Genomic DNA, 22,753 nt, shown 5'->3' on the forward strand with positions numbered 1-22,753 from the left:
TGCGAAAAACCGAATACATTCGGTGCGGGGGAGGCACATGGGCCAAATGTATGCGAAAAACCGAATACATTCGGCGTGGGGGAGGCACGTGGACCCAATGTATGCCAAAAACCGAATACATTCGTCGCGTGGGAGGCACGTGGACCCAATGTATGCGAAAAACCGAATACATTCGGCGCGGGGAAGGCGCATGGACCCAATGTATGCGAAAAACCGAATACATTCGGCGCGGGGGAGGCACGTGGACCCAATGTATGCGAAAAACCGAATACATTCGGCGCGGGGGAGGCACATGGACTAAATGTATGCGAAAAACCGAATACATTCGGCGCGGGGGAGGCACGTGGACCAAATGGTGTGCGCCGCCCATTCCCTATTTCGTACTGTTCCGGTAAGCAGACGGCGATACGCCGGTGGTCTTCTTGAAGACCTTGGAGAAGTGGGCCAGCTCCATCCCGACCTGCTCGGCGATATCAGAGATGCTGAAATCGGTGTAGGAGAGCTGTCTTTTGGCAAGTTCCATCCGCTTCTGCTGGACGTATTGCATCGGGGGTACGCCGATGAACTTTTTGAAATAGGGTATGAAATAGTTCGGGTGCAGATGGACAAGCTCCGCCAGCTCCTCCACATCCAGCGGATGCATCAGGCGCTGATCGATGTAACCCAGCACGCTCGCCAGCTTGCCCTGGTCGGTCGTATGCGACAGATCGTCCAGGAAGTTACGGTAGCCCCCGGATTCGAGACACAGCGCAAGCAGCGTAAGCAGGGCGGACTGGGTCCGCAGAGTAGCCAGGAAGCCGGTATCCTGGAACAAGTCAATCATCTCGGTGAAAATCGCCCGCACCGCCTGCGGGTCAGGCACATCACAGATATAGAGCTTATTCGCAGAATGAAACAGCGGCCATTCCCCGATCTTTGCATCGAAATGACAGTAGTAGCGTGTATATGGATCATCCCGCGAGGTCTCCGTCGTCTGGGTGGAGCCCGCCGGCATAATCATCAGCTGCCCCGGTCTTGGATAATGGGTTACACCGTTAATAATGACCTTGCCTTCACCGGTATCAATGTAATAGAGCCGGTTGAAGGAGGGTGTCTCGTTCGTCCGGTTCCACCCCGGGTATCTGCTGGTCAGCTGGGCATGGGTCACGGTCACCGTCAGATTATGGAGCAGGCGTCCGGTCAGATTGCCGTTGGCTTTCTTGTTCATGGTTGTCTCCTCTGCTGCGGGAATAATTTGATTATAACGCTTTCATTTATCCAATGCATCTTATTTATATACAAATATACCTTAATTACAGTCATGTTCACCGTCTGCAATTAGGGTTATCCTCATATCATAAACTGTTTTCAGGAAGGGACTGGGCAATGGATAAGGTACGATTCGGAATTATTGGTGTTGGAGGTATGGGGCGGACGCATGCACAGAGTCTGCTGAGTGATATTAAGGGAGCCGAACTGGCGGCGGTATGCGACATCAGCCCCGAACGGCTGGATTGGGCGGAGCAGCATTTGCCGGATCATGTGCAGCGCTTCCTGTCGCCGGAGGAGCTGTTCAAGTCCGGGACTATTGATGCAGTGATGATTGCCACCCCGCATTATGATCACCCGCCGCTGGCAATCGAAGCGCTGGGCTACGGGCTGCATGTACTGATTGAGAAGCCCGCAGGCGTGTATACGAAGGCAGTGCAGGAGATGAATGACGCTGCGGCGAAGTCTGACCGCGTCTTCGGCATTATGTATAATCAGCGGACCAATCCGCTCTATCAGAAGCTGAGAGATTTGATCAAGTCCGGGGAGCTGGGCGAGATCCGGCGCACGAACTGGATTATTACCAATTGGTACCGCTCTCAGAGCTACTATGATTCGGGCGGCTGGCGGGCGACCTGGGGCGGCGAAGGCGGCGGCGTGCTGCTGAATCAGGACCCGCACCAGCTTGATCTGTGGCAGTGGACCACCGGCATGATGCCGAAGCGGGTCCGGGCGTTCTGCCACTTCGGGAAGTACCGCAATATCGAGGTGGAGGATGATGTCACTGCTTACGTGGAATATGAGAACGGCGCAACCGGGCTGTTCATTACCACTACCGGCGAAGCTCCGGGGACTAACCGGTTCGAGATTACCGGAGATAACGGCAAGATTGTGATTGAAGACGGCAAGCTGACCTTCTACCGCCTCCGTACACCGGAGCCGCAGTTCAATGCTGAATACACCGGAGGGTTCGGCACACCGGAATGCTGGAAATGCGAGATACCGGTGGAGGCCGGGAGTGGAGAGCAGCACAAGGGGATTCTGCGCAACTTTACCAACGCCATTCTGCATGGGGAAGCGCTTCTGGCTCCGGGAGAAGAGGGCATTCACGGCCTAACCCTGTCCAATGCCATGTACTTGTCCGCCTGGACCGACAACTGGGTGAACCTGCCGATCGACAGCGAACTGTTCTATGAGAAGCTAATGGAGCAGGTCAAGAATTCTACATTCCGCAAAGCGCCCGTGAGCTCAAAAACCCTGGATGTCACTGGCACGCACTAGCCACTTAATCAAACTATACTCAAGGAGTGGATCATCGAATGGATCGTTCAAATATTGCAGCCCAAATGTATACCTTGCGTGAATTTACCCAGACACCGGAGGGATTAAGAGAGAGTCTCCGGAAAGTCAGCAGCATCGGCTACCAGGCGGTGCAGATCTCGGGAATCGGTAAAATTGATCCTCAGCTGGTCAAGCAATATGCCGATGAGTTCGGCCTGAAGATCTGTGCGACCCATGTTCCCTGGGACCGGCTGGTGAATGATCTGGATGCGCTGGCAGCCGAGCATAAGCTGTGGGACTGTAAATATGTCGGTCTCGGCTCTCTGCCCGGGGAATACCAGACCAGCCAGGAGGGCTACCGCACCTTTACCAAGCTGGCTTCGGGCATTGCCCGGACCCTGAAGGAGCAGCATGGACTGCAATTTGTGTATCATAATCATGATTTTGAATTCGAAGCATTTGACGGTCAAACCGGGATTCAGGTGATGCTGCAGGAGAGTGATCCGGAGGCCTTCGGCTTCGAGCTGGATCTGTACTGGGTGCAGGCCGGCGGCGGCGACCCTGTGGAATGGATTCATAAGGTGGAAGGCCGGATGAAGGCGGTACACTTCAAGGATATGGCGATTCTGAACAAGAAGCCCGTATTCGCTGAGATCGGTGAAGGCAATATGAATTACGGGGCGATTATCGAAGCCTGCCGCAAGACCGGCATTGAGTGGTATATCGTAGAGCAGGATGTGTGCCAGCGTGATCCGTTCGAGAGCCTTGAGATTAGCCTCCGTTATCTGCACAGCAGACTGGAGGCGGAGCAATGAGCCGCAAGGATGGAATGATGTATGCTCCGGTTCACGAAGCGAAGCCGGTAGTGGGACCTGGAGAATTCGTCATCGCTGCTCTGGCACTGGACCATGGGCATATCTACGGGATGTGCAACGGGCTGGTAGAGGCTGGTGCCACGCTGAAGTGGGTGTATGATCCCGATCCCAAGAAGGTGGAGTCGTTCCTGAACACCTATCCGGGGGTCAGAGCGGCCCGCTCAGCCGAAGAGATTCTGGAAGATCCCGAGGTCCGGCTGGTGGCGGCTGCGGCCGTTCCTTCGGAACGGGGACCGCTCGGGCTGCGCGTTATGGCGCATGGGAAGGATTACTTCACAGACAAAACCCCGTTCACCTCGCTGGAGCAGCTGGCGGACGCCCGCCTGCAGGTGCAGCAGACCCGGCAGAAATACATGACCTATTACAGTGAAAGACTGCATGTTGAGAGCGCTATCTATGCCGGCCAATTGGTGCAGCAGGGGGCAATCGGCCGCGTCATTCAGGTGATGGGTCTGGGTCCTCACCGGCTTAATGCGCCAAGCCGGCCGGACTGGTTCTTCCAGCGCGACAAATACGGCGGCATTCTCTGCGACATCGGCAGCCATCAGATCGAGCAGTTCCTCTTCTATGCCGGCTGCCGGGATGCCAAGGTCCTGCACAGCAAGGTGGCTAACTACAATAACCCGGCGTACCCTGAGCTGGAGGATTATGGGGATGCTACGCTGGTTGGCGATAACGGGGCGACCCAGTATTTTCGCGTGGACTGGTTCACTCCTTCCGGCCTTGGAACCTGGGGTGACGGGCGGACCATCATTCTCGGCACCGAAGGCTATATCGAGCTGCGCAAATACAGCGACATCGGCCGTTCCTCCTCATCGGATCATGTCTATTGGGTGAACGGCGAGAGCGAGCACTATGAGCATGTGTCCGGCAAGGTCGGCTTCCCGTTCTTCGGTGAGCTGATCCTCGATTGCCTCCAGCGGACGGAGAAGGCCATGACCCAGGAGCATGCATTTAAGGCGGCGGAGCTGTGCCTGGAGGCGCAACGTCAAGCACTGAATCTGACCCCGGAAACACTTAAATAGCCGGACAGCAGGAAGGTGGATATCATGAACAGCACTGGGGCAGCCATTATCGGCTGCGGAGCGATTGCACCGCTTCATGCCAGAGCGATTGCTTCCATAGAGGGTGCACGGCTGGTTGCCGTAGCGGACATTGATCCCGTTCAGGCCCGGCAGTCTGCACAGGATTACGGGTGTGAGGGATTGACAGATTACAGGCAGCTGCTGGAGCGGAAGGATATTGACATAGTGCATTTATGCACGCCGCACCACTTGCATGCGGAGATGGCAATGGAGCTGCTGAAGGCAGGCAAGCATGTGTTAACCGAGAAGCCGATGGCGCTGGATGTACCTTCCGCGCGGCAGATGCGGGCAGCAGCGGAGCATGCGGCGGGACAGCTTGGAGTTGTTTTTCAGAACCGATATAACGAACCTTCAGTGCGGATGAAGGAAATAATCGAATCCGGGAGCCTGGGCAAGCTGCTCTGCATGAAGGGAGTGGTCACCTGGACCCGCGATGCAGATTACTATACCGGCAGCAGCTGGAGAGGACGCTGGGCGACAGAAGGCGGAGGGGTGCTGATCAATCAGACCATTCACACCCTGGATCTGCTGCAATGGTTCGGCGGCGGGATTGCTTCGGTCAAGGGCAGTGTCACAACCGATGTGCTGGATGAGGTGATTGAGGTGGAGGACACCGCCCATGCGTGCATCAACTTCAGCAGCGGTGCCCGGGGACTGTTCTACGGGACCAATGCGTATCAGACCAATTCGCCTGTCGAGCTGGAGCTGGTGTTCGAGCTGGGCACACTCCAGCAGCGCCGGGAGAGTCTGTATCTGTGGCAGGACGGGCAGGAGACGGTGCTCTGCGGGCCGCAGGGCAGCAGCACAGGCGGCAAAGCCTACTGGGGAACCGGGCATTCGCGGTTGATTCAGGATTTCTATGCGCATATCCGGGACGGACGCAGGTTCTGGATTGACGGTACGGAGGGGATCAAAACTCTGGAGCTGATTGCAGCCATCTACCAGTCCTCGTACAGCCGGAAGCCTGTCCAGCAGGGAAAGGCTCCTATGGCCAGTCACGGGTTCAGCCACTTGCATTGACTTTCCGGACTTTACCCCTTATCTTCAGTATTACATGTGTGATACACGCTCTGCGGAGCGATACAGGGAGAGGGAGTAAGGTTATGGAACAGGCAATGTTTGCCGGAGGCTGCTTCTGGTGCATGGTTACACCATTCGAGGAGCTTCCGGGTATTCACGGAATCGTATCGGGGTATGCCGGAGGAACGGTAGAGAATCCCACTTATGAGCAGGTTAAGACAGGAACCACCGGTCATTATGAAGTGGTTCAGATCACGTATGACCCGGAGCTGTTCCCTTATGAACAGCTGCTTGCGCTATTCTGGCCGCAGATTGATCCGACGGATGACGGCGGGCAGTTCCAGGACCGTGGCACGCAATACCGCACAGCGGTGTTCTATTATACGGAAGAGCAAAGGCTGGCGGCATTGGCCTCCCGCGAGCAGGTGGCGGCAAGCGGCCGGTTCGAGCAGCCGGTGGTGACGGAGATTCTGCCTGCGCCGGTATTCTATCCGGCAGAAGACTATCATCAGGATTACCATAAGAAGAATCCGAAGCACTATAAAGAGGACCGCGAGCAGTCCGGCCGCGATACGTTCATTACACAGTACTGGCACAAGTAGAGCTGTGAAAATCTGTTTGATAAAGCCCGTAGTTACCCTGCATCTGGGAATTGCGGGCTTTTTGCTATTTTTGCAGCACCCCTAGAGAGCAATAATGACCAAAACCAAAAAATGGGAACCTAAAACCGAAAATCTGCGCCTACTAAATCGGTAAACAGGCCTCTATAATCAAATTTGTAAACGGATACAAGCATTGGCAATTCCAGTTCTAAATCCGGTGAATAGAGGAGGGGACAGGGTACCGATATAAGCTGCTTAGCGAAATGCAGAACGATCTATAGCTCCTGCGGTTGAAGGGAAGTTCAGCAAGACCAATATGATTCAGGAGGAATCTTAGAATGTCCAAAAAATGGCTAATGACCATGCTCGCCTTCGTGCTTCTGCTCTCCTGCCTGCCCTTATTCAATTCCAAAGCAGCAGCAGCCGACTATACTCATGGGGTAGACCTGTCGGGCACCTCAGCCACCATCTGGTTCAAATCCTCGGTCAACACCAGTTGGACGGATGTCCATTACAAGGTCAATTCGGGAACCCAGCTTAACTACCGGATGACGTATAACAACAGCAAAGCGCGTTATGAACAGGTGGTTACAGGAATTTCAAGCGGCACAACCCTCTCTTACTCCTTCACCTATAACAACGGTACTCCGGCCTATGACACGGGATGGTTCAACTATACGGCGGGAACTGCCCCTACAACGGCACCGACTACTCCGCCTTCCGGCTCAACAGGCTCCATCTATTCCATCGCGGCCTCTTCGATCCCGACACCGCCTTCCGGCTCCGTCTCCGTTAAGGTCATGAACGGAACGAACGGCGCTTATTCCGACTCTCAGATCTACTGGGGCGTCCTCGGTATTAACCCTGCTAACGGCAAATGGAGTTATCTGGACCTGAATGGCAATCTGATTCCGATCTCGAATGCGCTGAATGACGCCTCCGGCCATTTGACCAAGAGCGGTGTCAATTATGCCAATATCTATCACACCATTAATCAGGCTTCCTGGGTCACGCTGCCCAAAATCACCTCCGGCCGCATGTTCCTCAGTGTAGGCACTCCGCTGTACATCAAGACCTACGATGACGGCTTCGCCGGACCGGATATCGATAATCCGACCGATCCTAACCGCAATCTCTATTTCGACTTCGTTGAATTCACAGTGGATGCTACAGGCTATCATGGCAATACAACGCGTGTAGATGCTTTTGGCTTCCCGATTCAGCATCGGCTGGTCGCCTTGTCCGGCGGATATGACAAGACGGTAGGCGAGCTGGAGTCGGAGACCCGGGCCGGCCTGTTCACCAAATACCAGAATGAAGTGCCGTCCGCCTTCAAATCGCTGGCAACCGATCAGGCGCCATACCGGATTATTGCTCCAGTTCATGGATCATTCAAAGCCGGTGGAGCCAACGCGAATTACTTCGCAGGCTATTCCAGCTACAGCACCCAGGATATTCTGCGCAATGACGGTTCGCTGATCGATGCTGCCACTTCCGCTGCGATCAACCGCCATGTGTACACCTTAAGTAACTGGAACAATGTTGCGGATTACTACAAAGCGGCTCCTGCGAACTTCTACGCGAAATTCTGGCATGACCACAGCATCAGCGGACTGGCTTACGGCTTCCCGTATGATGATGTCAACGGCCAGGCAGCTTATCTGGAAGTCGGTAACCCTAAGGGCCTGATTATCCGCGTGGGCTGGTAAGCACAGAGCCGATAGTTTCCAGAAATGCAGCTTCCTCAATGATCAGCAGATGAGGGATATCGTGCAGAGAGCCGGTTCTGAACATTAGCAGACTACCGGCTCTTGCGCATGATTGAAGCTGTGAATATTGCGTGGGATCATCATCCAGAGAAGGGAAGACGACACTCGCAGCCACCGGTTCATATCCGGCAAAAGCCCACTCATCAATACGCTCCATCTTCGCCGGGTCAAACAGGAAGAAGCGCTCGTTCGTATTTTGCGTGATGGTCAGACCGTTCTGAAGATAGAGCATTCCATATCCCGGATAGTTAGCCTCTTCCTCGTATTCGTCTTCGTACTCTCCGTCATGCGGGCCCTGTTCTTGAAGCAATTCCAAGGCTGGATAAGTGAAGCTGGCGTACACCTGCATATCATTCTCTAAAGTGAATAATTGATTGCCGTCAGGCTGCCACGCCGGTGCAATATAACATCCCTGCGGGAACATCTCCCGGCTACACAGCCCGTCCTGCTGAATGGATAATTCATACACCGATATACCGTCCTGACCAGCCGCGAACTCCAGCGTTACAGCATCCGACCCGGGAATGTCCATCAGCCGCAGAACACTGTCACCGAAGGGATCTTCCAGGTCTAAGGTATGAGCCAACGTCCCGTCTCCGCTATGAAACACCGACATTTGCATCCGATCCCCGTCCAGTTTGGCTACAGACCAGATCAGACTCCCATCACGCGAGAAAAGAACACAGACAAACGCCCCCGGCTTACTCCACAGCAGCTTGCCCGTAAAGTCTCCTGCTCCAAGTGTACCATCCTCCATAATGAACGCTGCCTGCTCCAGTGCGGGATTGAATGAGAGCGTATCCAATTGAACAGATTGACCGTTATAAATCCGCCCCGCTTCTTGAGGCAGCAGGTCCGTATCCAGGCGGTATACTCTGCACTCTTTGTCATATAAAATAACCTGCGGCCCATCGTTGTTCCTTGGGGCGTAGCGGTAGTCACCTACGAGTATTTTGGCGGGATTCAGCAGTATCATCCTATTCCTCCTAGTCCTCGAATTGTTTGGATTATAGCATCTTTAGGAATAGATTGGGAATAAAAAAATTAATTCCGCAGAAGCTGCATCAACCGTTCAAGTGCGATCAGGTTATGCTCCCATTTCAGATATTCCTGTGCCTCAGCACAGGAGAGCCACCGGTAGTCTTCGTGCTCAACGGACAAATCTATACCCACTGGATGTCCGATTTCAGCAGCATAACAATAGTCCTGCATATCCATTAGCACACCATTCTTGGTCTCTCTGTAGGTAAAGGTATAGTTCAGATCTGTTAGAGACTTAATCACGGTAATTCCTGTCTCTTCTGCAATCTCCCGCAGGGCAGCGTCTGTGTGCGCTTCGCCATTCTCCACGCCTCCGCATACCGGCTGCCAATAGCCTCCACGCTGCGGGGTGCGCTTCAGGACCAGAATTTGCAGAGTTGGGTGATTACAGTAGACAAAGCCTTGTACATTTACTCTTGTAGCCATCAGATTCACCTCATTTCAGAATTATTCTACTGAGAAATGTAAAAAGACAAGCCTATGGAAAATAAACAGAAACCAGGGTATGATGGATAGCAATTGCACAGGAAGGGAGAATCCGCGAGAGATGAAGGACGGCTTGCAGCATATTTTGTTTGATCTCGACGGCACATTAACTGACCCTAAGGAAGGCATTACCAAAAGCGTAGAGTATGCGCTTAACCAATTCAGCATTGAGGTGGAGCATCCTGACCTGCTGACACCGTACATAGGCCCGCCGCTATTCGATTCATTCGTAGAGATTCAGGGCTTCACTCCGGAGGCTGCGGCGCAAGCTGTGGAATACTACCGGGAGCGTTACCGGACGCTGGGGATGTTCGAGAACCAGGTCATTCCCGGCATTCCGGCGCTGCTGGAGAGCTTGAGGGACAAGGGATTTACTCTGTACGTGGCGACCTCCAAGCCGATCGTATTTGCCGAGCAGATCCTCCGCCATTATGAGCTGGACGGCTACTTCACCTATGCGGCGGGCAGTAATCTGGACGGCACACGCTCGAAGAAGCGCGAGGTGATTCAGCATGTGCTGGACGAGTGTAATGTACCTGCTGCACAAGCGCTGATGATCGGGGACCGGGAGCATGACATTATCGGGGCAAAAGCCTGCGTCGTAGCCTCCATGGGAGTCCTGTTCGGCTATGGCTCAGAGGAGGAGCTGTCGGCTGCCGGAGCAGACACTATTGCGCATACGGTGGAGGAAGTGGGGGATATCATCGTGCGGTTGCAGCAGAATGAGCTGAACAGGTAAGAGGTTAAGCGGTTACCCTGTAAGCGCCTGTCAATAACTTGCAGTCTAATTTTTTGCTGAGGTATTGACATTTGGCAAAAGGCGCAGGTATTATGTAACCAACATCATACCCAAGGCAATGACCAGAGACATGATATCCCGTGAGGACTGACCAGAGAGAGAAGTGCAAGGTGAGAGCTTCTTACAGAGACCAGCCGGATGTTACCCCTCTATAGCCGTGACACTGAACCCTCCTGCTGTTAGCGAGGCTGTAAATGCCACCGTCCCATCCCCGTTAACGGATGCCATGAGGATTGTACTTGTCACCTGTCCGCCGAACAGCCGGGGTCTTAGTGAAGGTATAGTCGAAGTAGGGTGGAACCACGAGCTAAGACGCACTCGTCCCTTTCCGGGAAGAGATGCGTTTTTTTGCGTCCCTATACACTAACCTATACTGAAGAAATGGAGGCCATAAACATGGAGATTCAAGTGCAGCTGCCGGATGGAGCAATTAGGAGGTATTCGCGTAACACCACGATTGCGCAGGTTGCGGAGTCCATTAGTGTCAGTCTGAAGAAGAAAGCCATAGCCGGCAAAATCGACGGCAGGCTCGTTGATCTCGACTGCCCGGTAGAACGGGACAGCCTCGTTGAAATCATTGTGGAAGACAGCAGTGACGGTCTGATGATTCACCGGCACAGCTCAGCCCATCTGTTGGCCCAGGCGGTCAAACGGATCTACGGGGACCGTAACGTCAAGCTGGGCATCGGACCGGTCATCGAGGACGGATTCTATTACGATATCGATATTGCCCAGCCGCTATCCTCCGAGGACCTTGCTGCCATTGAGCAGGAGATGGAGAAGATCATCAAGGAGAATCTCCCGATTCAGCGCCGGGTGGTCAGCCGTGAGGAAGCGGTGGAGCTATTCGCGCAACTGGAAGAACCGCTTAAGCTGGAGCTGATCCGGGATCTGCCGGAGGCTGAGGTTATCAGCCTGTACGAGCAGGGCGAATTCACTGACCTGTGCCGGGGGCCGCATCTGGCTTCGACTGGACGGATCAAAGCGTTCAAGCTGCTGAGTGTCGCCGGAGCTTACTGGCGCGGCAATTCGGACAATCAGGTGCTTCAGCGCATTTACGGTACTGCATTCCTAAGCAAGGCAGCGCTGGAGGAGCACCTGCTCATGCTGGAGGAAGCGAAGAAGCGGGATCACCGCAAGCTGGGCAAGGAGCTTGGACTGTTCATGTTCTCCGAGGAAGCACCGGGAATGCCGTTCTATCTGCCCAAAGGCATGATGATCCGTACAGCGCTGGAGGACTTCTCCCGCAAGCTGCAGCGTGCCGACGGATACGAGGAGGTCCGCTCCCCGCTGATGATGAACCGGCGGCTGTGGGAGCAATCCGGGCATTGGGATCATTACAAGGACGAGATGTATTTCACTAAGGTGGACGAAACAGATTTTGCGCTCAAGCCAATGAACTGCCCCGGACACATGCTGATTTACAAAAACAGCCTCCGCTCCTACCGGGACCTGCCGATCCGGATTGCCGAATACGGCCAGGTACACCGCCATGAGTTCTCCGGCGCGCTGAACGGGATGATGCGGGTCCGTACCTTCTGCCAGGATGACGCCCACCTGTTCGTGCTGCCGGAGCAGATTGAAGCCGAGATCTCGCGGGTGCTGGAGCTGATTGACCGTTTCTATTCCATCTTCGGCTTCGAATACAAGGTTGAGCTGTCTACTCGCCCGGAGGATTATATGGGTTCCGAAGAGCTGTGGGATCAGGCGGAGCAATCGCTGGAGCGAGTGCTGAAGAACAATGGCATCGAGTTCCGGGTGAATGAGGGAGATGGAGCTTTTTACGGGCCAAAGATTGATTTCCATATCCTCGATGCTCTGAAGCGGAGCTGGCAATGCGGCACGATTCAACTGGATTTCCAGATGCCGGAGAAGTTCGACCTGACTTACATCGGGGAAGATAACAACAAGCACCGTCCGGTCGTGATCCACCGCGCCGTATTCGGCTCGATTGACCGGTTCATGGGTATTCTTACAGAGCACTATAGCGGGGCATTTCCGTTGTGGCTGGCCCCCGTGCAGGTTAAGGTGCTGCCAGTCTCTGCCGTTCATGACGGTTATGCCGAAGAGGTTAGACGCCAGTTGGCGTTAGCCGGACTTCGGGTAGAGGTGGATTCGCGGAATGAGAAGCTGGGCTACAGAATCCGTGAAGCGCAGCTGGAGAAAATCCCTTATATGCTGGTGCTTGGAGATCAGGAGCAGAGTGGCGGGACAGTCTCGGTGAGAAGCCGTGCAGAGGATGCACTGCAATCGCTGAGTGTAGAAGAGCTTGTCCAGCGGATGCAGGAGCAGATCAACGGGTGGAAATAAATCGCTTCATATATAATAGAGAGATATAATAGATAGCAAGTAAGCAGATATACTAGGAGGAACTCAGTTGACAGCAATAGACACAGGACAGCTTGCGGGCAGCGTAATCCGGCTTGAGCCCCTGACGGCGGAGCATAAGCCGGAGCTTACGCAGGTGCTGAATGATCCGCGGATCTGGGAGTATACCTGGAGAAAGATCAGCTCCGAAGAACAGGCCGCACAGCTGGTGGATATGGCCCTGGCGAATCAGGCATCAGGCAAGGATATCCCCTATGTGATGGTAGAGCAGGCCTCCGGCCGAATCATAGGGACTACGCGGATGATGCATCTGGACCGTACGCACCGGGGCGCGGAGATCGGCTGTACCTGGGTTGCGCCGGCATTCTGGAGAACGGCGGTGAATACGGAATCGAAGCTGCTTTTGCTGGAATATGGCTTCGGTGTGCTGAATCTGATCCGGGTGGAATTCTCCATTGTCAGTAACAATCTGCGCTCGCAGCGGGCGATTGAGCGGATTGGCGCAGTCCGGGAAGGGGTGCTCCGCAAGCACCGTGTGACACCTGACGGTACAGTGCTGGACAATGTCGTATACAGTATAACCGATGAGGAGTGGCCTGCGGTGAAGGCCCGGCTGCAATATTTGCTGAATGAGAAATACAAATAGCCGTAGCTGTGAAACATTGGTATAATAGAAAGACATGAGGATAGAAACATAAGTTCCCCTCCTGTGGGAATGTGCTGCCCATACTTCACCCTTCTGGGTGGAGGTGGGTTTCTGTATTGTTTGGGGGGAAATCACGAAGTGATGGCGAGGTTGGCGAGCGGATGAACTGGAATGATTTTGGTGAACGGAATAAGCGGCTGAATCCCTTATGGAGCCTGGGGGCGGGGATGAATCTCGGCGAGCTTCAGCCCTATAAAGAAATGATTGCGCTCAGCGTGCTGCTGCAGGTCTATTATCTGGAGCTGGAATCGAGTGAGCAGAGGTCACGGGAGGATCTGGTTGATCTGGCCTGGAATTCGCTTGAACGCTTCGGCATCGCCGGGCTGGGCAGCCCGGAGTCGGTGGAACGGCTGGTGGACGGGCTGCTGTGGAGCGGCAGCGGCGGGGATTTCGAGGCGAATTATTATGATGATCTTACCCGTGAGATCGGGGTGCAGAAATATAAATATTTTACCGTGGACGAGGATGCCACACGCATCAGCTGGGAGGAGAACGGGACCACGATCTACCGGCTCTCCGAATATGCGATGGAGCTAATCTTCATGAGTCATGAGATCATTGATGAGTTCCAGATCAGCATTAAGCTGCTGGAGATTCAGATGCATATCAAGCACGGACGGGTGACCCGGGCGATGCAGGATGTGAACGAATTGATCTCCCGTGTGCGCAAAATGACCCAGCAGCAGCAGGAATACCGCAACGCGCTGCGCCGTAATCCGAAGCATATCTTCAGTGAATACGGCACGCAGCGGCATGGGCGGCTGGAGGAAATTCACCAGCAGTTCGATGAGGAGCGCAAGCACTTCGATAACATTCACCGTTCACTGGCCCGGCTGGCTAACGATGAGAAGGATGTCATCGACTTCAATGAGCTGCGCCAGCTCTCCGAGCGGGTGGAGCTGTCCCGCAGAGTTCATGATGAACTGGCGGAGGTGGTGCTGAGCATCTTCGAAGCGGAGACGAATCTGCGGCTGAACTTCCCGGAATTGTTCTGGGGGGCGGCAGGCTTTAACTTCCGTACCCATGTCTGGGAGGAGTGGGTGAAGCAGGAAGGGCTGGAGGACGGAGATAGCCTGGAGACTCTGATCAGCGGGCTGTTCTCCCCTGCGCAGGACTTCATCTATCCGCTGGCCTGGGCCTGGGAGGAGCAGGATGTCGGCTTCCTGCCGGAGGATATGCCGGATACGCCGGAGGAACCCGGGGAAGAAGAGGACTACCAGTATGTTCCCAGAGGCATTCCGTGGACCGAGGTATGTGAGCTGTGGCTGCCGGTTATGGCCGGAGTAGCTGCGCAAGGCAGCTTCACCTTCATAGCCGAAGCCTTCACGGAGGAAGAACAGCGGAGGTGGGCCGAGTCGCCTCATGCTGTGGACTTGTGGGTGCAATTCTTCCATACCGTCATTACCGTTCAGGAGCCGGAAGCGGCGGGCCAGGGCGGTACAGATGAATGCCAGAAGCTGCTTCAGCGGTTAATGGCGGACCACCCAGAGCTTGAGGTGCTGCGCGGCCGGCGGCTGCGTACAACGATCCGGCCGGGGCAGCAGGGCCATACACGCTTTCCGGGACTTGAGATCAGCCCTTATACCATTACTATAGAAGAGAAAAGAGAGGAGCCCTGAGATGAGTTATTCGCTAGAGCAAGTGCAGATGGCTTCGCGGCTGTTCTTCGACCTGCTGCGCCGGAAGGTGATTCCGCTGGATGACCCCACTGCTGCTGAATGCCTGCAGGACACGGCGGCTTATGACGCCTTGCAGTATGTAGCCAAAGAAGCGGGCTGCCGGGTGATGAATTCCGGACATCGCCTGCACCTGCTGGTCAGTCCGATCGGCTCCGGGTTCGCCAGCAACTTCACCCAGCTGCGGAATAAATATTCGCGGATTGAACGGAAGACGCATCTGCATATCATTAACGTGATTATCCTGGTATTCCTGGCTGAGATGGATCAGGATGAGCAGCATTTCAAGCCCGGCCAGGACAGTATGTCATACATACAATTATCCGATCAGGTGTCGGCGCTGTTCCAGGCCTGGATCGGGATGGATGATGACGGCAGCTTCAGCAAGCAGTGGCGGCTGGATATCCAGGCCATGCACCGGATCTGGACCAGCCTCTATATGCAGACCCGGAGCCAGGAGGAAGGCGATTCGCTGACCCGGGGTGCCGGTTCACGCATCGGGCTGATCCATGAAGGGATGAAGCTGCTGGAGGAGGAGCATCTGGTGTTCATCTCCGAGAATGAGAAGCGGATTTTCCCCCGGGAAGAGCTGTACGAACGGATGCGTTATCTCTACCATGATGTGGACCGCTACAAAGAGCTGAAGGCGCTGGTCGGGCGCACACTCAGCGGACAGGAGGGGGAAGCCCATGCCGCGCATTGAACGAATCCGCATCGCGGGACTGAAATATGAGAAAATGCTGAAGCGCTACGAGGATATGATTCTTGATCTGTGCAATGAGGAAGGCCCGGCCAATACCTTGATCACCCTGATGAACGGCGGGGGGAAGGGCGTGCTGCTGCAATCTATCTTCCAGCTGCTGATGCCCAGAGCGGCGTGGGGCAAGGATAATGAGAACCAGGTGGAGGCTTTTTTCCATAATCACAAGAAGCAGCTGAAGCCCTACACCTTCCACGTAGCCATAGAATGGCGGCTGGATGATGCGGAGCGGACCGAATATATCACTACCGGAATCGCGATGACGGCCCAGCAATCCGTCGACCAGTTGGAGATTAAGGTGGATTATCTGCTGTATGCGCTGCTGAAATACGGGGAGCATGCTGAGCTTAACCTGGGCACACTGCCGCTGTATGACCAAGGAACGGGCAGCCCGGCCAGCTTCGAGGCGATCCAGCAGTTCGTCCGCGAACGGCGTAGTGACATCAACGTCTACGGCAGCCACAGCTCGGATCTGAAGAAGTATTATGCCTTCCTGGCCGATCATGATATTCATATCGATGAATGGCGCAATATGCGCAGAATCAACGGGGAGGAAGGCGGCATCAAGGGCTATTTTCAGAAAAATGACGCCTTCACCAATCACCATCTGTTCGAGCGGTTAATTATTCCTGAGATCGGCTCCAGCCTGTACGGCACGATGCGTGAGGATGAAGGCTCGCTCCAGCGTATGTTTGTTGATACCGCTACGGTGGCGCAGCGCTTGCCGATGCTGGAGCAGCGGGAGCGCGCGTTCGCTGAATTCACTTCGCTGGCAGCAAAGCTCTATGAGGCGGTGAAGCAGGGAACAGAGGCCGACCGCAGCTTCCGCGAGACGGAGCTGCTCGGGGCGCAGCTGTCGACTGTAATCCATGCCGAGCAGAAGAGCGCGGAGGACAAGCGCCGCAAGACTGCGGATGAGCTGGCCGGATATATTCAGGAGGCGAAGCAGCTCCGGTTCGAGAGTGACAATCTGAACTATCTGCGGCTGAAGGAGGAGCATGACCGCAAGCAGGAAGAGTTCAAGGTGGTCTCAGATAATCAGTCCCGGGCCAAGCAGCGGCTGGACGCATCGAAGGCCAGAGAGATAGAGCTAGAGGTCGCCCATTATCTGGCCAGACGCCGTTTGCAGCTCCGCCAGATCGGGCAATGGCAGAAGGAGATCGAAGCGATCGAAGGGTCGCTCGAAATGAAAGAGCGCCAGGAGGTCATTCAGGGCGCTAAGCAGGAGCTGCGGCAGCAGTGGGAGCAGGTCAGCCGGTTATGGCAGAATCAGCACCGGTACTTCAGCGGGCAGCAGCAGGCCCAGGCTGCAGAGGAGAAGGTGCTGCGCAAGGGCCGTGAGGAATTGCTGGTAGAGCAGGGCAAGCTAGAGGGCAAGCTCCAGGAATACACCGCAGCGATCCGGAAATATACGGAAGAGCTGGGCGCCTTCGCCGCCCGCCACGGCCAGGAGGCGGCTCATTCGCCGGCGGCAGCACTTCAGCGCACGCTGCTGGCAGCCCGCAGCCTTGCGGAGAATATTGCCGCGCTCCAGGCGCAGCGCACATCCGCTCAGGATCAGAAGCAGCTGCTGCATACGGCACACACGCGCGTGACGGAGAAGCTGCTCGGGGCGGAAGCCCAGGCGGAGGAGCTGTCCGCTCGGCTGGAGGCGCAGATGAATAAGGAATCGCAGCTCTGGTCGCAGCTGGTTGTTCTGCTGGAAATGTATGAAGAACATCAGCAGCTCGGGATGGCTGCGCTGCATGAAGCACAGCCGCTGATACAGGAGCGGTTCATCCGCCGGATTGATGAAGCAGAGCAGCAGACGAAGCGGCTGCGGCGGGATTACTATCAGCAGCAGCTGGATGTTGAGCTGCAGCAGGAAGAATACTGGCTGCCCAATCATGACATTATGCTCGTGAAGGATGCCCTCGAAGCGTTGAAGATTAGCTCCATGACGGGTAGCATGTATCTGAACGACCAGTCTTATCTCGTGCGTGAGGAGGAGCTGGAGCGTCATCCGCTGCTTCCCTACGGGCTGATTGTCACCAGACGCGAGGCGGCGAAGCTGCAGCCGGAGCTGCTTCAGGAGCTGCTGCTCAAAGCGCCGGTCCCGATCTTCGTCCGCGAGGAGATGGCCGAAGCCGGAGCGGACAGCTTCCTGCTGCTGGCTCATCAGGGACCGCAGATGGTGCTTCAACCCGACCGCTTCCAGGAATGGAAGCGGGGGATGGCCTCCAGGCTGCGGGAGCAGGAGGAAGAGCTTCAGGCAGAGGAAGCCTATCTGGCTAAGCTAAGATCGGCCCGCCAGGAAGTGGAGCGCCTGCTTCAGGGCGAGCATACCGTCAGTCTGCGGGCCAGACAAAAGACGCTGGAGGCCCTGCTTCAGGAGCTGCGGGGCCAATTGAATGAAATGAATGCGGAACAGGCACGCTATGAGGAGGTTCTGGCTGGAATTTCCAGAGATCTGGCTGCCTGCGAAGCGGATCAGGCGGAGCAGGAGAGCCGGGCGGCGGCGCTGCGGGAGTGGACGGAACGGAGCCGGAAGCAGGAGCAGGATTACCAGGAGAAGCAGCAGGCCGTGGAGCTGAAGACTACACTGGGCAAGGAAATCGAGGCCAAGGACCAGCAGCTTGCCCGGCTGAAGGCAGAGATGGACAGCCTGGCTGTGCAGCGGGAGAAATGGATTGGGGATGCCCGCTATTCCTTGTTCCCGCGGCTGCAGAACTGGTTCCCGGAGATCCGCTTCCCGGATGGAGCAGCGGATACGCCGGATGCGGCACCGGAAGAAGCAGCACCGGATGCGGCGGCACAGGACAAGCTGCTGCAGCTGCTCAGCACCGTTGAGAGTCTACAGCAGTCCCTAAGCCAGAACGAGCTGGAGATTCGCACGCGAACCGCCCAGATCAAGGCGGCGAGAGAACAGCTGGCCGAGCTGGAAACGGCTGTACAGCAGGTCGATGCAGCATGGGCCTCTGCTCCTGAGCCGGAGGATTCACCGGAGACGATCCAGTTGGCCAGAGTCCGGCAGAAGAGCGACACGGGCATGCTGGATGAGGATCTCCAGCAGCTCCGCGATTCCTTCATCCGCTGCCAGACCGAGCTTGAGAACCTGCGCAAGGAGCTTGTCAAAGCGGAGAAGGCAGTCAAGGAGAAGCATGAACGGGCGGTTGAGCTCTGGCATGTGCCGCTGGGACCGAAGGGTGAAGAGATCAGCCTGCGGTCCCGCGAGAACGAGCATCTGCTGAATGCCTGCAAGCAGTCGCTGCATGTGATGGATGGGTGGCTGCAGGTGCTCGGCAATCAGAGCCGGATTATGGATACCCATGTCGAGCGCCGCGTCCAGCTCCGCGAGGTGCCGGAGGAATTGCAGCTCCGTGTAAGGGAGAGCTGCGAGCCGCTGGTTGAGGACTGGCTGCAGCGCAGCAAGGCCGCCCGCAGCCGGCGTGAAGATATCCTGCGCCAGGTGAAGGAGGAGCGGACCGCACTCAGCGGCAGAATCGCCAAGTCCGGCTGGAATGCGGAGCTTGAGACCAAGCTTCTGGAACGCCTGAACAACGTGCATTGGGAGGACTTTACTATCGCACTCCAGGTGCTGGATGCGATGCTTCAGAGCTCCCGCGACCAGATTGAGAGCATCCGCAGCGACAAGGAGGATATGGAGCTGTCCCGCAAGCTCTGGGTGGGCCGGGCAGCGAAGCGGGTGGTGCAGATTGTCGATATTCTCAAACGGATGGAACGCCGGATGATCATTCATAATGAGAATGGGCACGCCTTCCCGCTGGTCCGGCTGAACTATAAGAATATTAATGTGCCAAGAACAACCGAGGATATCGAGCCGCTGGTCAGCGACTATTTCAACCGCTGCATCAGCAGCCTGCTGGAGAAATATCCGAAGATGGAGCAGGTTCCGCCGTCCGCTGTCCGTGAGCTGATCAACGATGGACGTATGGTCTATGCGGCATTGCAAAACCGTTTCCCGGTATTGCAGGTCTATAAGCCGGTGACGGAGAATTACTTCCTGTATGCCGCCCCTGAGGATTATCATTATTCCGACTGGGAGGTTATCAACCGCGGGGCAGTGGATGAGGCGGTGGGCAGCGGCGGACAGCGCCAGTCTGTCCAGCTGCTGGTCGCGATGATGATTATGACCCACAAGCGGGTGAACCGCGAGAACAAAGGCTGGACGGTGTTCCTGTATGACAATCCGTTCGGCGAGATGGTCTCCAATAACGTGCTTGATCCGGTCTTCGAAATCTCGAAGGCGCTGAAGTTCCAGTGGCTGATCGTGACGCCGCCGGAGCTGGTGAAGAATGATGTGAGCGTCCGTTTCGGTGTGTACTGGCAGCTGTATTTTGGCGGGGATAAGGGAGATGCGCTCGGTTCAACCCTGATCAAAGGCGGCCGCAAGCTGGCCCCCGCTACGTTATTCTAGGCAGCAATACCAAATCTAATGACAGGTGGGATTGTGAGAATGATGAATCTGAAGTCAACAACCAAATTAGCAAACGGTGTAGAAATGCCATGGTTTGGCCTGGGCGTATTCAAGGTTCAGGAGGGCCAGGAGGTCATTGATTCGGTGAAGGCAGCGATCAAGGCCGGGTACAGAAGCATTGACACCGCCTCAGTCTACGGCAATGAAGAGGGAGTAGGGCAGGCCATCCGTGAATCCGGGGTCGCGCGTGAAGAGCTGTTCATCACCACCAAGGTGTGGAATAACGAGCAGGGGTATGATTCCACGCTGGCTGCGTTTGATCAGAGCTTAAGCAGGCTGGGACTGGATTATGCTGACCTGTATCTGGTGCACTGGCCGATCCGGGCCAAGTACAAGGATACGTGGCGTGCTCTGGAGAAGCTGTATGCTGACGGCAGAGTGCGGGCGATCGGGGTGTCCAACTTCCAGATTGATCATCTGGAGGATCTGCTGACGGTGGCTAAGGTGAAGCCGATGGTGAACCAGGTGGAGCTGCATCCGCTGCTCAGCCAGCTGGAGCTTCGTGAATACTGCCAGACGCAGGGCATCCAGATTGAAGCCTGGGCGCCGCTGGCCCAGGGCCGTCTGCTGGACAATGAGGTCATCGCCGGTATCGCGGCCCGCCACAACAAGACAGTGGCCCAGACCATCCTGCGCTGGGATATCCAGAACGGCATCGTGACGATTCCGAAGTCGATCAAGGAAGAGCGGATTATCGCCAATGCGGATATTTTTGACTTCGAGCTGTCGGCGGAGGAGATCAGCCAGATCAATGCGCTGAACCGCGATGAGCGGTTTGGGTCCCATCCGGACCGGTTCAATAACGAGTAAGCTCTGGCAACTCTTTTGAATAATTACTAGATTCGGACCATACACATAAGAGAGATGGAACGTATAAGCCATCCTGTGCGTAACCGATATAGTAAGAGAAGAGTTAAGAGAGCCGGAGGGGTATGAATGAATCGTAAAAGAATACAAACTGTGCTGGCCGCCATGCTGCTCGTTCTATTGCTGCCACTACTTCCGGGTAAGGCCGCTGCTGCGGTGCCTGCCCATTCGGAAGCCTTCTATGTGAATGACTTCGCGAATGTCATCGATGCCAAAACAGAGAATTATATGGTCAATTACGGTGTGAAGCTGTATCAGAAGACGGGGGCGCAGGTGGTGCTGGTCACTGTGGACTCTACGAATGGCGTGTCCATGGAGAAGTATGCCACCTCGCTGTTCAATTCCTGGGGAGTCGGCTCGGCGGATAAGAATAACGGAGTCCTGCTGCTGCTCTCCATCAAGGATGATGATTACTGGGCAGTGCAGGGCAAAGGGCTGAAGGAAGAACTGAGCAACAGCGTGATCTCCGGGATTCTCTCGGCTTCGCTGGAGCCTGATTTCGCTGCTAAGAAGTATAGCGCCGGTGCGAACAAAACCTACGGTGCCTTCATCCAGAAGCTCGGCGGCATCTATTCGGAAACGCTGGGCACGAAGAATTACGTCTCCGATAATGCCGGAGTGTTCAAGCAGGTTACCCGGGATTATCTGAACCAGGCAAGCAACCGTTACGCGGCAACCACCGGCAGCGGCATCTATGTGGTGACGGTTAAGAATTCCGGCAAACAGAGCCTGCAGGATTACACCTACACGAAGTTCGCCGGAGTAGCCGCCGGACCCAGGGATGTGATGCTGGTGCTGGATATCGGCGGAGACAATTATCATGTGCTTCAGGGCAAGTCAGTGGACAACGTACTTACCAATGAGCGGATCAGCGAGATTCTGGATGAGGTGCTGGAGCCCAAATTCGCGGCCAAAGATTACGCCGGCGGCGCAACCGGAACGGCGAACGCATTCTACAGCTTCTTTCTGGCCAGAGCGGATGCCTACCAGTCAGCGGCTGGAGGCAGTAAGCCCGCAGCTTCTGCAGCTGCAGCCTCTTCACCTGCCAAGACGACTGCAACCGTGAAGATGGAGCCGGTCTCCAGATCCGCAGGGATGCTGGTCGTGGGGATTTTCCTGGGTGTTATCGTTCTGATCAGCGCCGGCGCAGCTAAACGCAACCGTTATGTAGCCCGTTACGGGATACGGCTGAACCCGCATAGCCCGCGTAATATCCGGCGCTACGGCGTCTGGACAGGCCAGCCGGGATATGGCTACAGGCAGAGAAGGACGTACCGGCGGCCGCATCAGCATAATCATTCGTCTTCGGGCAGCAGTTCATCATCCAGCTTCTGGGGTACCAACTCCGGTGGCGGCGGTTCCTCCAGCGGCGGCGGAGCGGGTCGCTATTCTTCCCGTGACGACGATGACGATGACCGGAATAGCGGCGGAGGCGGATATTCGTCCGGCGGCGGAGCCGGGCGGTATTCATCATCATATGACGATGACGATGATGGCAACTCCGGCGGTGGCGGCAGCGCAAGCAGCGGCGGCGGTGTCGGCAGACACCGGTGATGTAACCCTACAAATAACGGCCAAGTTCTTGAGTGACAACCCGCAGCAGTCTGTTTTTTGCATCTTGCTCAACATAGGCGCAAGCCTGCTTACACTTTGGGCGCAATGATGGATAAACAGTCTTCTGCGGGTTTATTTGAATTGCCGAATAATGAGGCGGCTTTCCAGCAGTGCCCTAC

General features: G+C 55.6%; 17 protein-coding genes. 14 read left to right on the forward strand and 3 right to left on the reverse strand.

What is annotated here, in order from left to right:
• Positions 1–373: 373 nt before the first annotated feature.
• Positions 374–1,207, reverse strand: coding sequence for an AraC family transcriptional regulator (locus MHI24_RS30910; protein WP_340023381.1), 834 nt, complete (start codon positions 1,205–1,207; stop codon positions 374–376).
• A 158-nt stretch (positions 1,208–1,365) separates the two neighbouring features.
• Here MHI24_RS30910 and MHI24_RS30915 point away from each other — a divergent pair, with 158 nt between their 5' ends.
• The 6 genes from MHI24_RS30915 (at position 1,366) to MHI24_RS30940 (ending at position 7,820) form a co-directional block, all read left to right on the forward strand.
• Positions 1,366–2,529: a Gfo/Idh/MocA family oxidoreductase gene (locus MHI24_RS30915; protein WP_340023383.1), complete on the forward strand. Its 1,164-nt coding sequence runs from the start codon at positions 1,366–1,368 to the stop codon at positions 2,527–2,529.
• 38 nt (positions 2,530–2,567) lie between these two features.
• A complete protein-coding gene (locus tag MHI24_RS30920) occupies positions 2,568–3,344 on the forward strand; it encodes a sugar phosphate isomerase/epimerase (protein WP_340023384.1) in 777 nt (258 codons plus the stop codon).
• Complete coding sequence (locus MHI24_RS30925) at positions 3,341–4,429, forward strand: Gfo/Idh/MocA family oxidoreductase (protein WP_340023385.1); 1,089 nt, start codon at positions 3,341–3,343, stop codon at positions 4,427–4,429. Before MHI24_RS30920 ends, MHI24_RS30925 begins: the two co-directional genes overlap by 4 nt.
• A 24-nt stretch (positions 4,430–4,453) precedes the next feature.
• Entirely contained in the window at positions 4,454–5,509 is a 1,056-nt protein-coding gene (locus tag MHI24_RS30930) for a Gfo/Idh/MocA family oxidoreductase (RefSeq protein ID WP_340023386.1), read from the forward strand.
• An 83-nt stretch (positions 5,510–5,592) separates the two neighbouring features.
• On the forward strand, positions 5,593–6,111 hold the full coding sequence (gene msrA / locus MHI24_RS30935) for a peptide-methionine (S)-S-oxide reductase MsrA (protein ID WP_340023387.1): 519 nt from the start codon (positions 5,593–5,595) through the stop codon (positions 6,109–6,111).
• 338 nt (positions 6,112–6,449) lie between these two features.
• Positions 6,450–7,820 carry a glycoside hydrolase family 64 protein gene (locus MHI24_RS30940; RefSeq protein WP_340023388.1) on the forward strand — a complete coding sequence of 457 codons (1,371 nt, stop codon included), beginning with the start codon at positions 6,450–6,452 and terminating at the stop codon, positions 7,818–7,820.
• Here MHI24_RS30940 and MHI24_RS30945 read toward each other — a convergent pair.
• Positions 7,801–8,856 carry a hypothetical protein gene (locus tag MHI24_RS30945; RefSeq protein WP_340023389.1) on the reverse strand — a complete coding sequence of 352 codons (1,056 nt, stop codon included), beginning with the start codon at positions 8,854–8,856 and terminating at the stop codon, positions 7,801–7,803. The genes MHI24_RS30940 and MHI24_RS30945 overlap by 20 nt on opposite strands.
• Positions 8,857–8,924: 68 nt before the next feature.
• Positions 8,925–9,347 (reverse strand): NUDIX pyrophosphatase, encoded by a 423-nt coding sequence (locus MHI24_RS30950; RefSeq protein WP_340023390.1) that lies wholly within the window; start codon positions 9,345–9,347, stop codon positions 8,925–8,927.
• A gap of 121 nt (positions 9,348–9,468) precedes the next feature.
• Here MHI24_RS30950 and MHI24_RS30955 point away from each other — a divergent pair, with 121 nt between their 5' ends.
• The 8 genes from MHI24_RS30955 to MHI24_RS30990 all read left to right on the forward strand — a co-directional run bounded on the left by MHI24_RS30955 (position 9,469) and on the right by MHI24_RS30990 (position 22,574).
• Positions 9,469–10,146, forward strand: coding sequence for an HAD family hydrolase (locus MHI24_RS30955; protein ID WP_340023391.1), 678 nt, complete (start codon positions 9,469–9,471; stop codon positions 10,144–10,146).
• Between the two features lie 456 nt (positions 10,147–10,602).
• The gene (gene thrS, locus MHI24_RS30960) at positions 10,603–12,516 is read left to right on the forward strand and encodes a threonine--tRNA ligase (RefSeq protein ID WP_340023392.1); all 1,914 of its coding nucleotides are present in this window, start codon (positions 10,603–10,605) and stop codon (positions 12,514–12,516) included.
• A 67-nt stretch (positions 12,517–12,583) separates the two neighbouring features.
• Positions 12,584–13,180 (forward strand): GNAT family protein, encoded by a 597-nt coding sequence (locus MHI24_RS30965; protein WP_340023394.1) that lies wholly within the window; start codon positions 12,584–12,586, stop codon positions 13,178–13,180.
• 116 nt (positions 13,181–13,296) lie between these two features.
• On the forward strand, positions 13,297–14,859 hold the full coding sequence (locus tag MHI24_RS30970) for a hypothetical protein (RefSeq protein ID WP_340023395.1): 1,563 nt from the start codon (positions 13,297–13,299) through the stop codon (positions 14,857–14,859).
• 1 nt (position 14,860) lies between these two features.
• Positions 14,861–15,619 (forward strand): DUF6063 family protein, encoded by a 759-nt coding sequence (locus MHI24_RS30975; RefSeq protein ID WP_340023396.1) that lies wholly within the window; start codon positions 14,861–14,863, stop codon positions 15,617–15,619.
• Complete coding sequence (locus MHI24_RS30980) at positions 15,606–20,093, forward strand: hypothetical protein (protein ID WP_340023397.1); 4,488 nt, start codon at positions 15,606–15,608, stop codon at positions 20,091–20,093. Before MHI24_RS30975 ends, MHI24_RS30980 begins: the two co-directional genes overlap by 14 nt.
• A 39-nt stretch (positions 20,094–20,132) precedes the next feature.
• The gene (locus MHI24_RS30985; protein ID WP_340023398.1) at positions 20,133–20,963 is read left to right on the forward strand and encodes an aldo/keto reductase; all 831 of its coding nucleotides are present in this window, start codon (positions 20,133–20,135) and stop codon (positions 20,961–20,963) included.
• 126 nt (positions 20,964–21,089) lie between these two features.
• Positions 21,090–22,574: a TPM domain-containing protein gene (locus MHI24_RS30990; RefSeq protein ID WP_340023399.1), complete on the forward strand. Its 1,485-nt coding sequence runs from the start codon at positions 21,090–21,092 to the stop codon at positions 22,572–22,574.
• Positions 22,575–22,753: the final 179 nt, after the last annotated feature.

It is taken from the genome of Paenibacillus sp. FSL K6-1096, from assembly GCF_037977055.1.
Lineage (GTDB): Bacteria > Bacillota > Bacilli > Paenibacillales > Paenibacillaceae > Paenibacillus_AQ.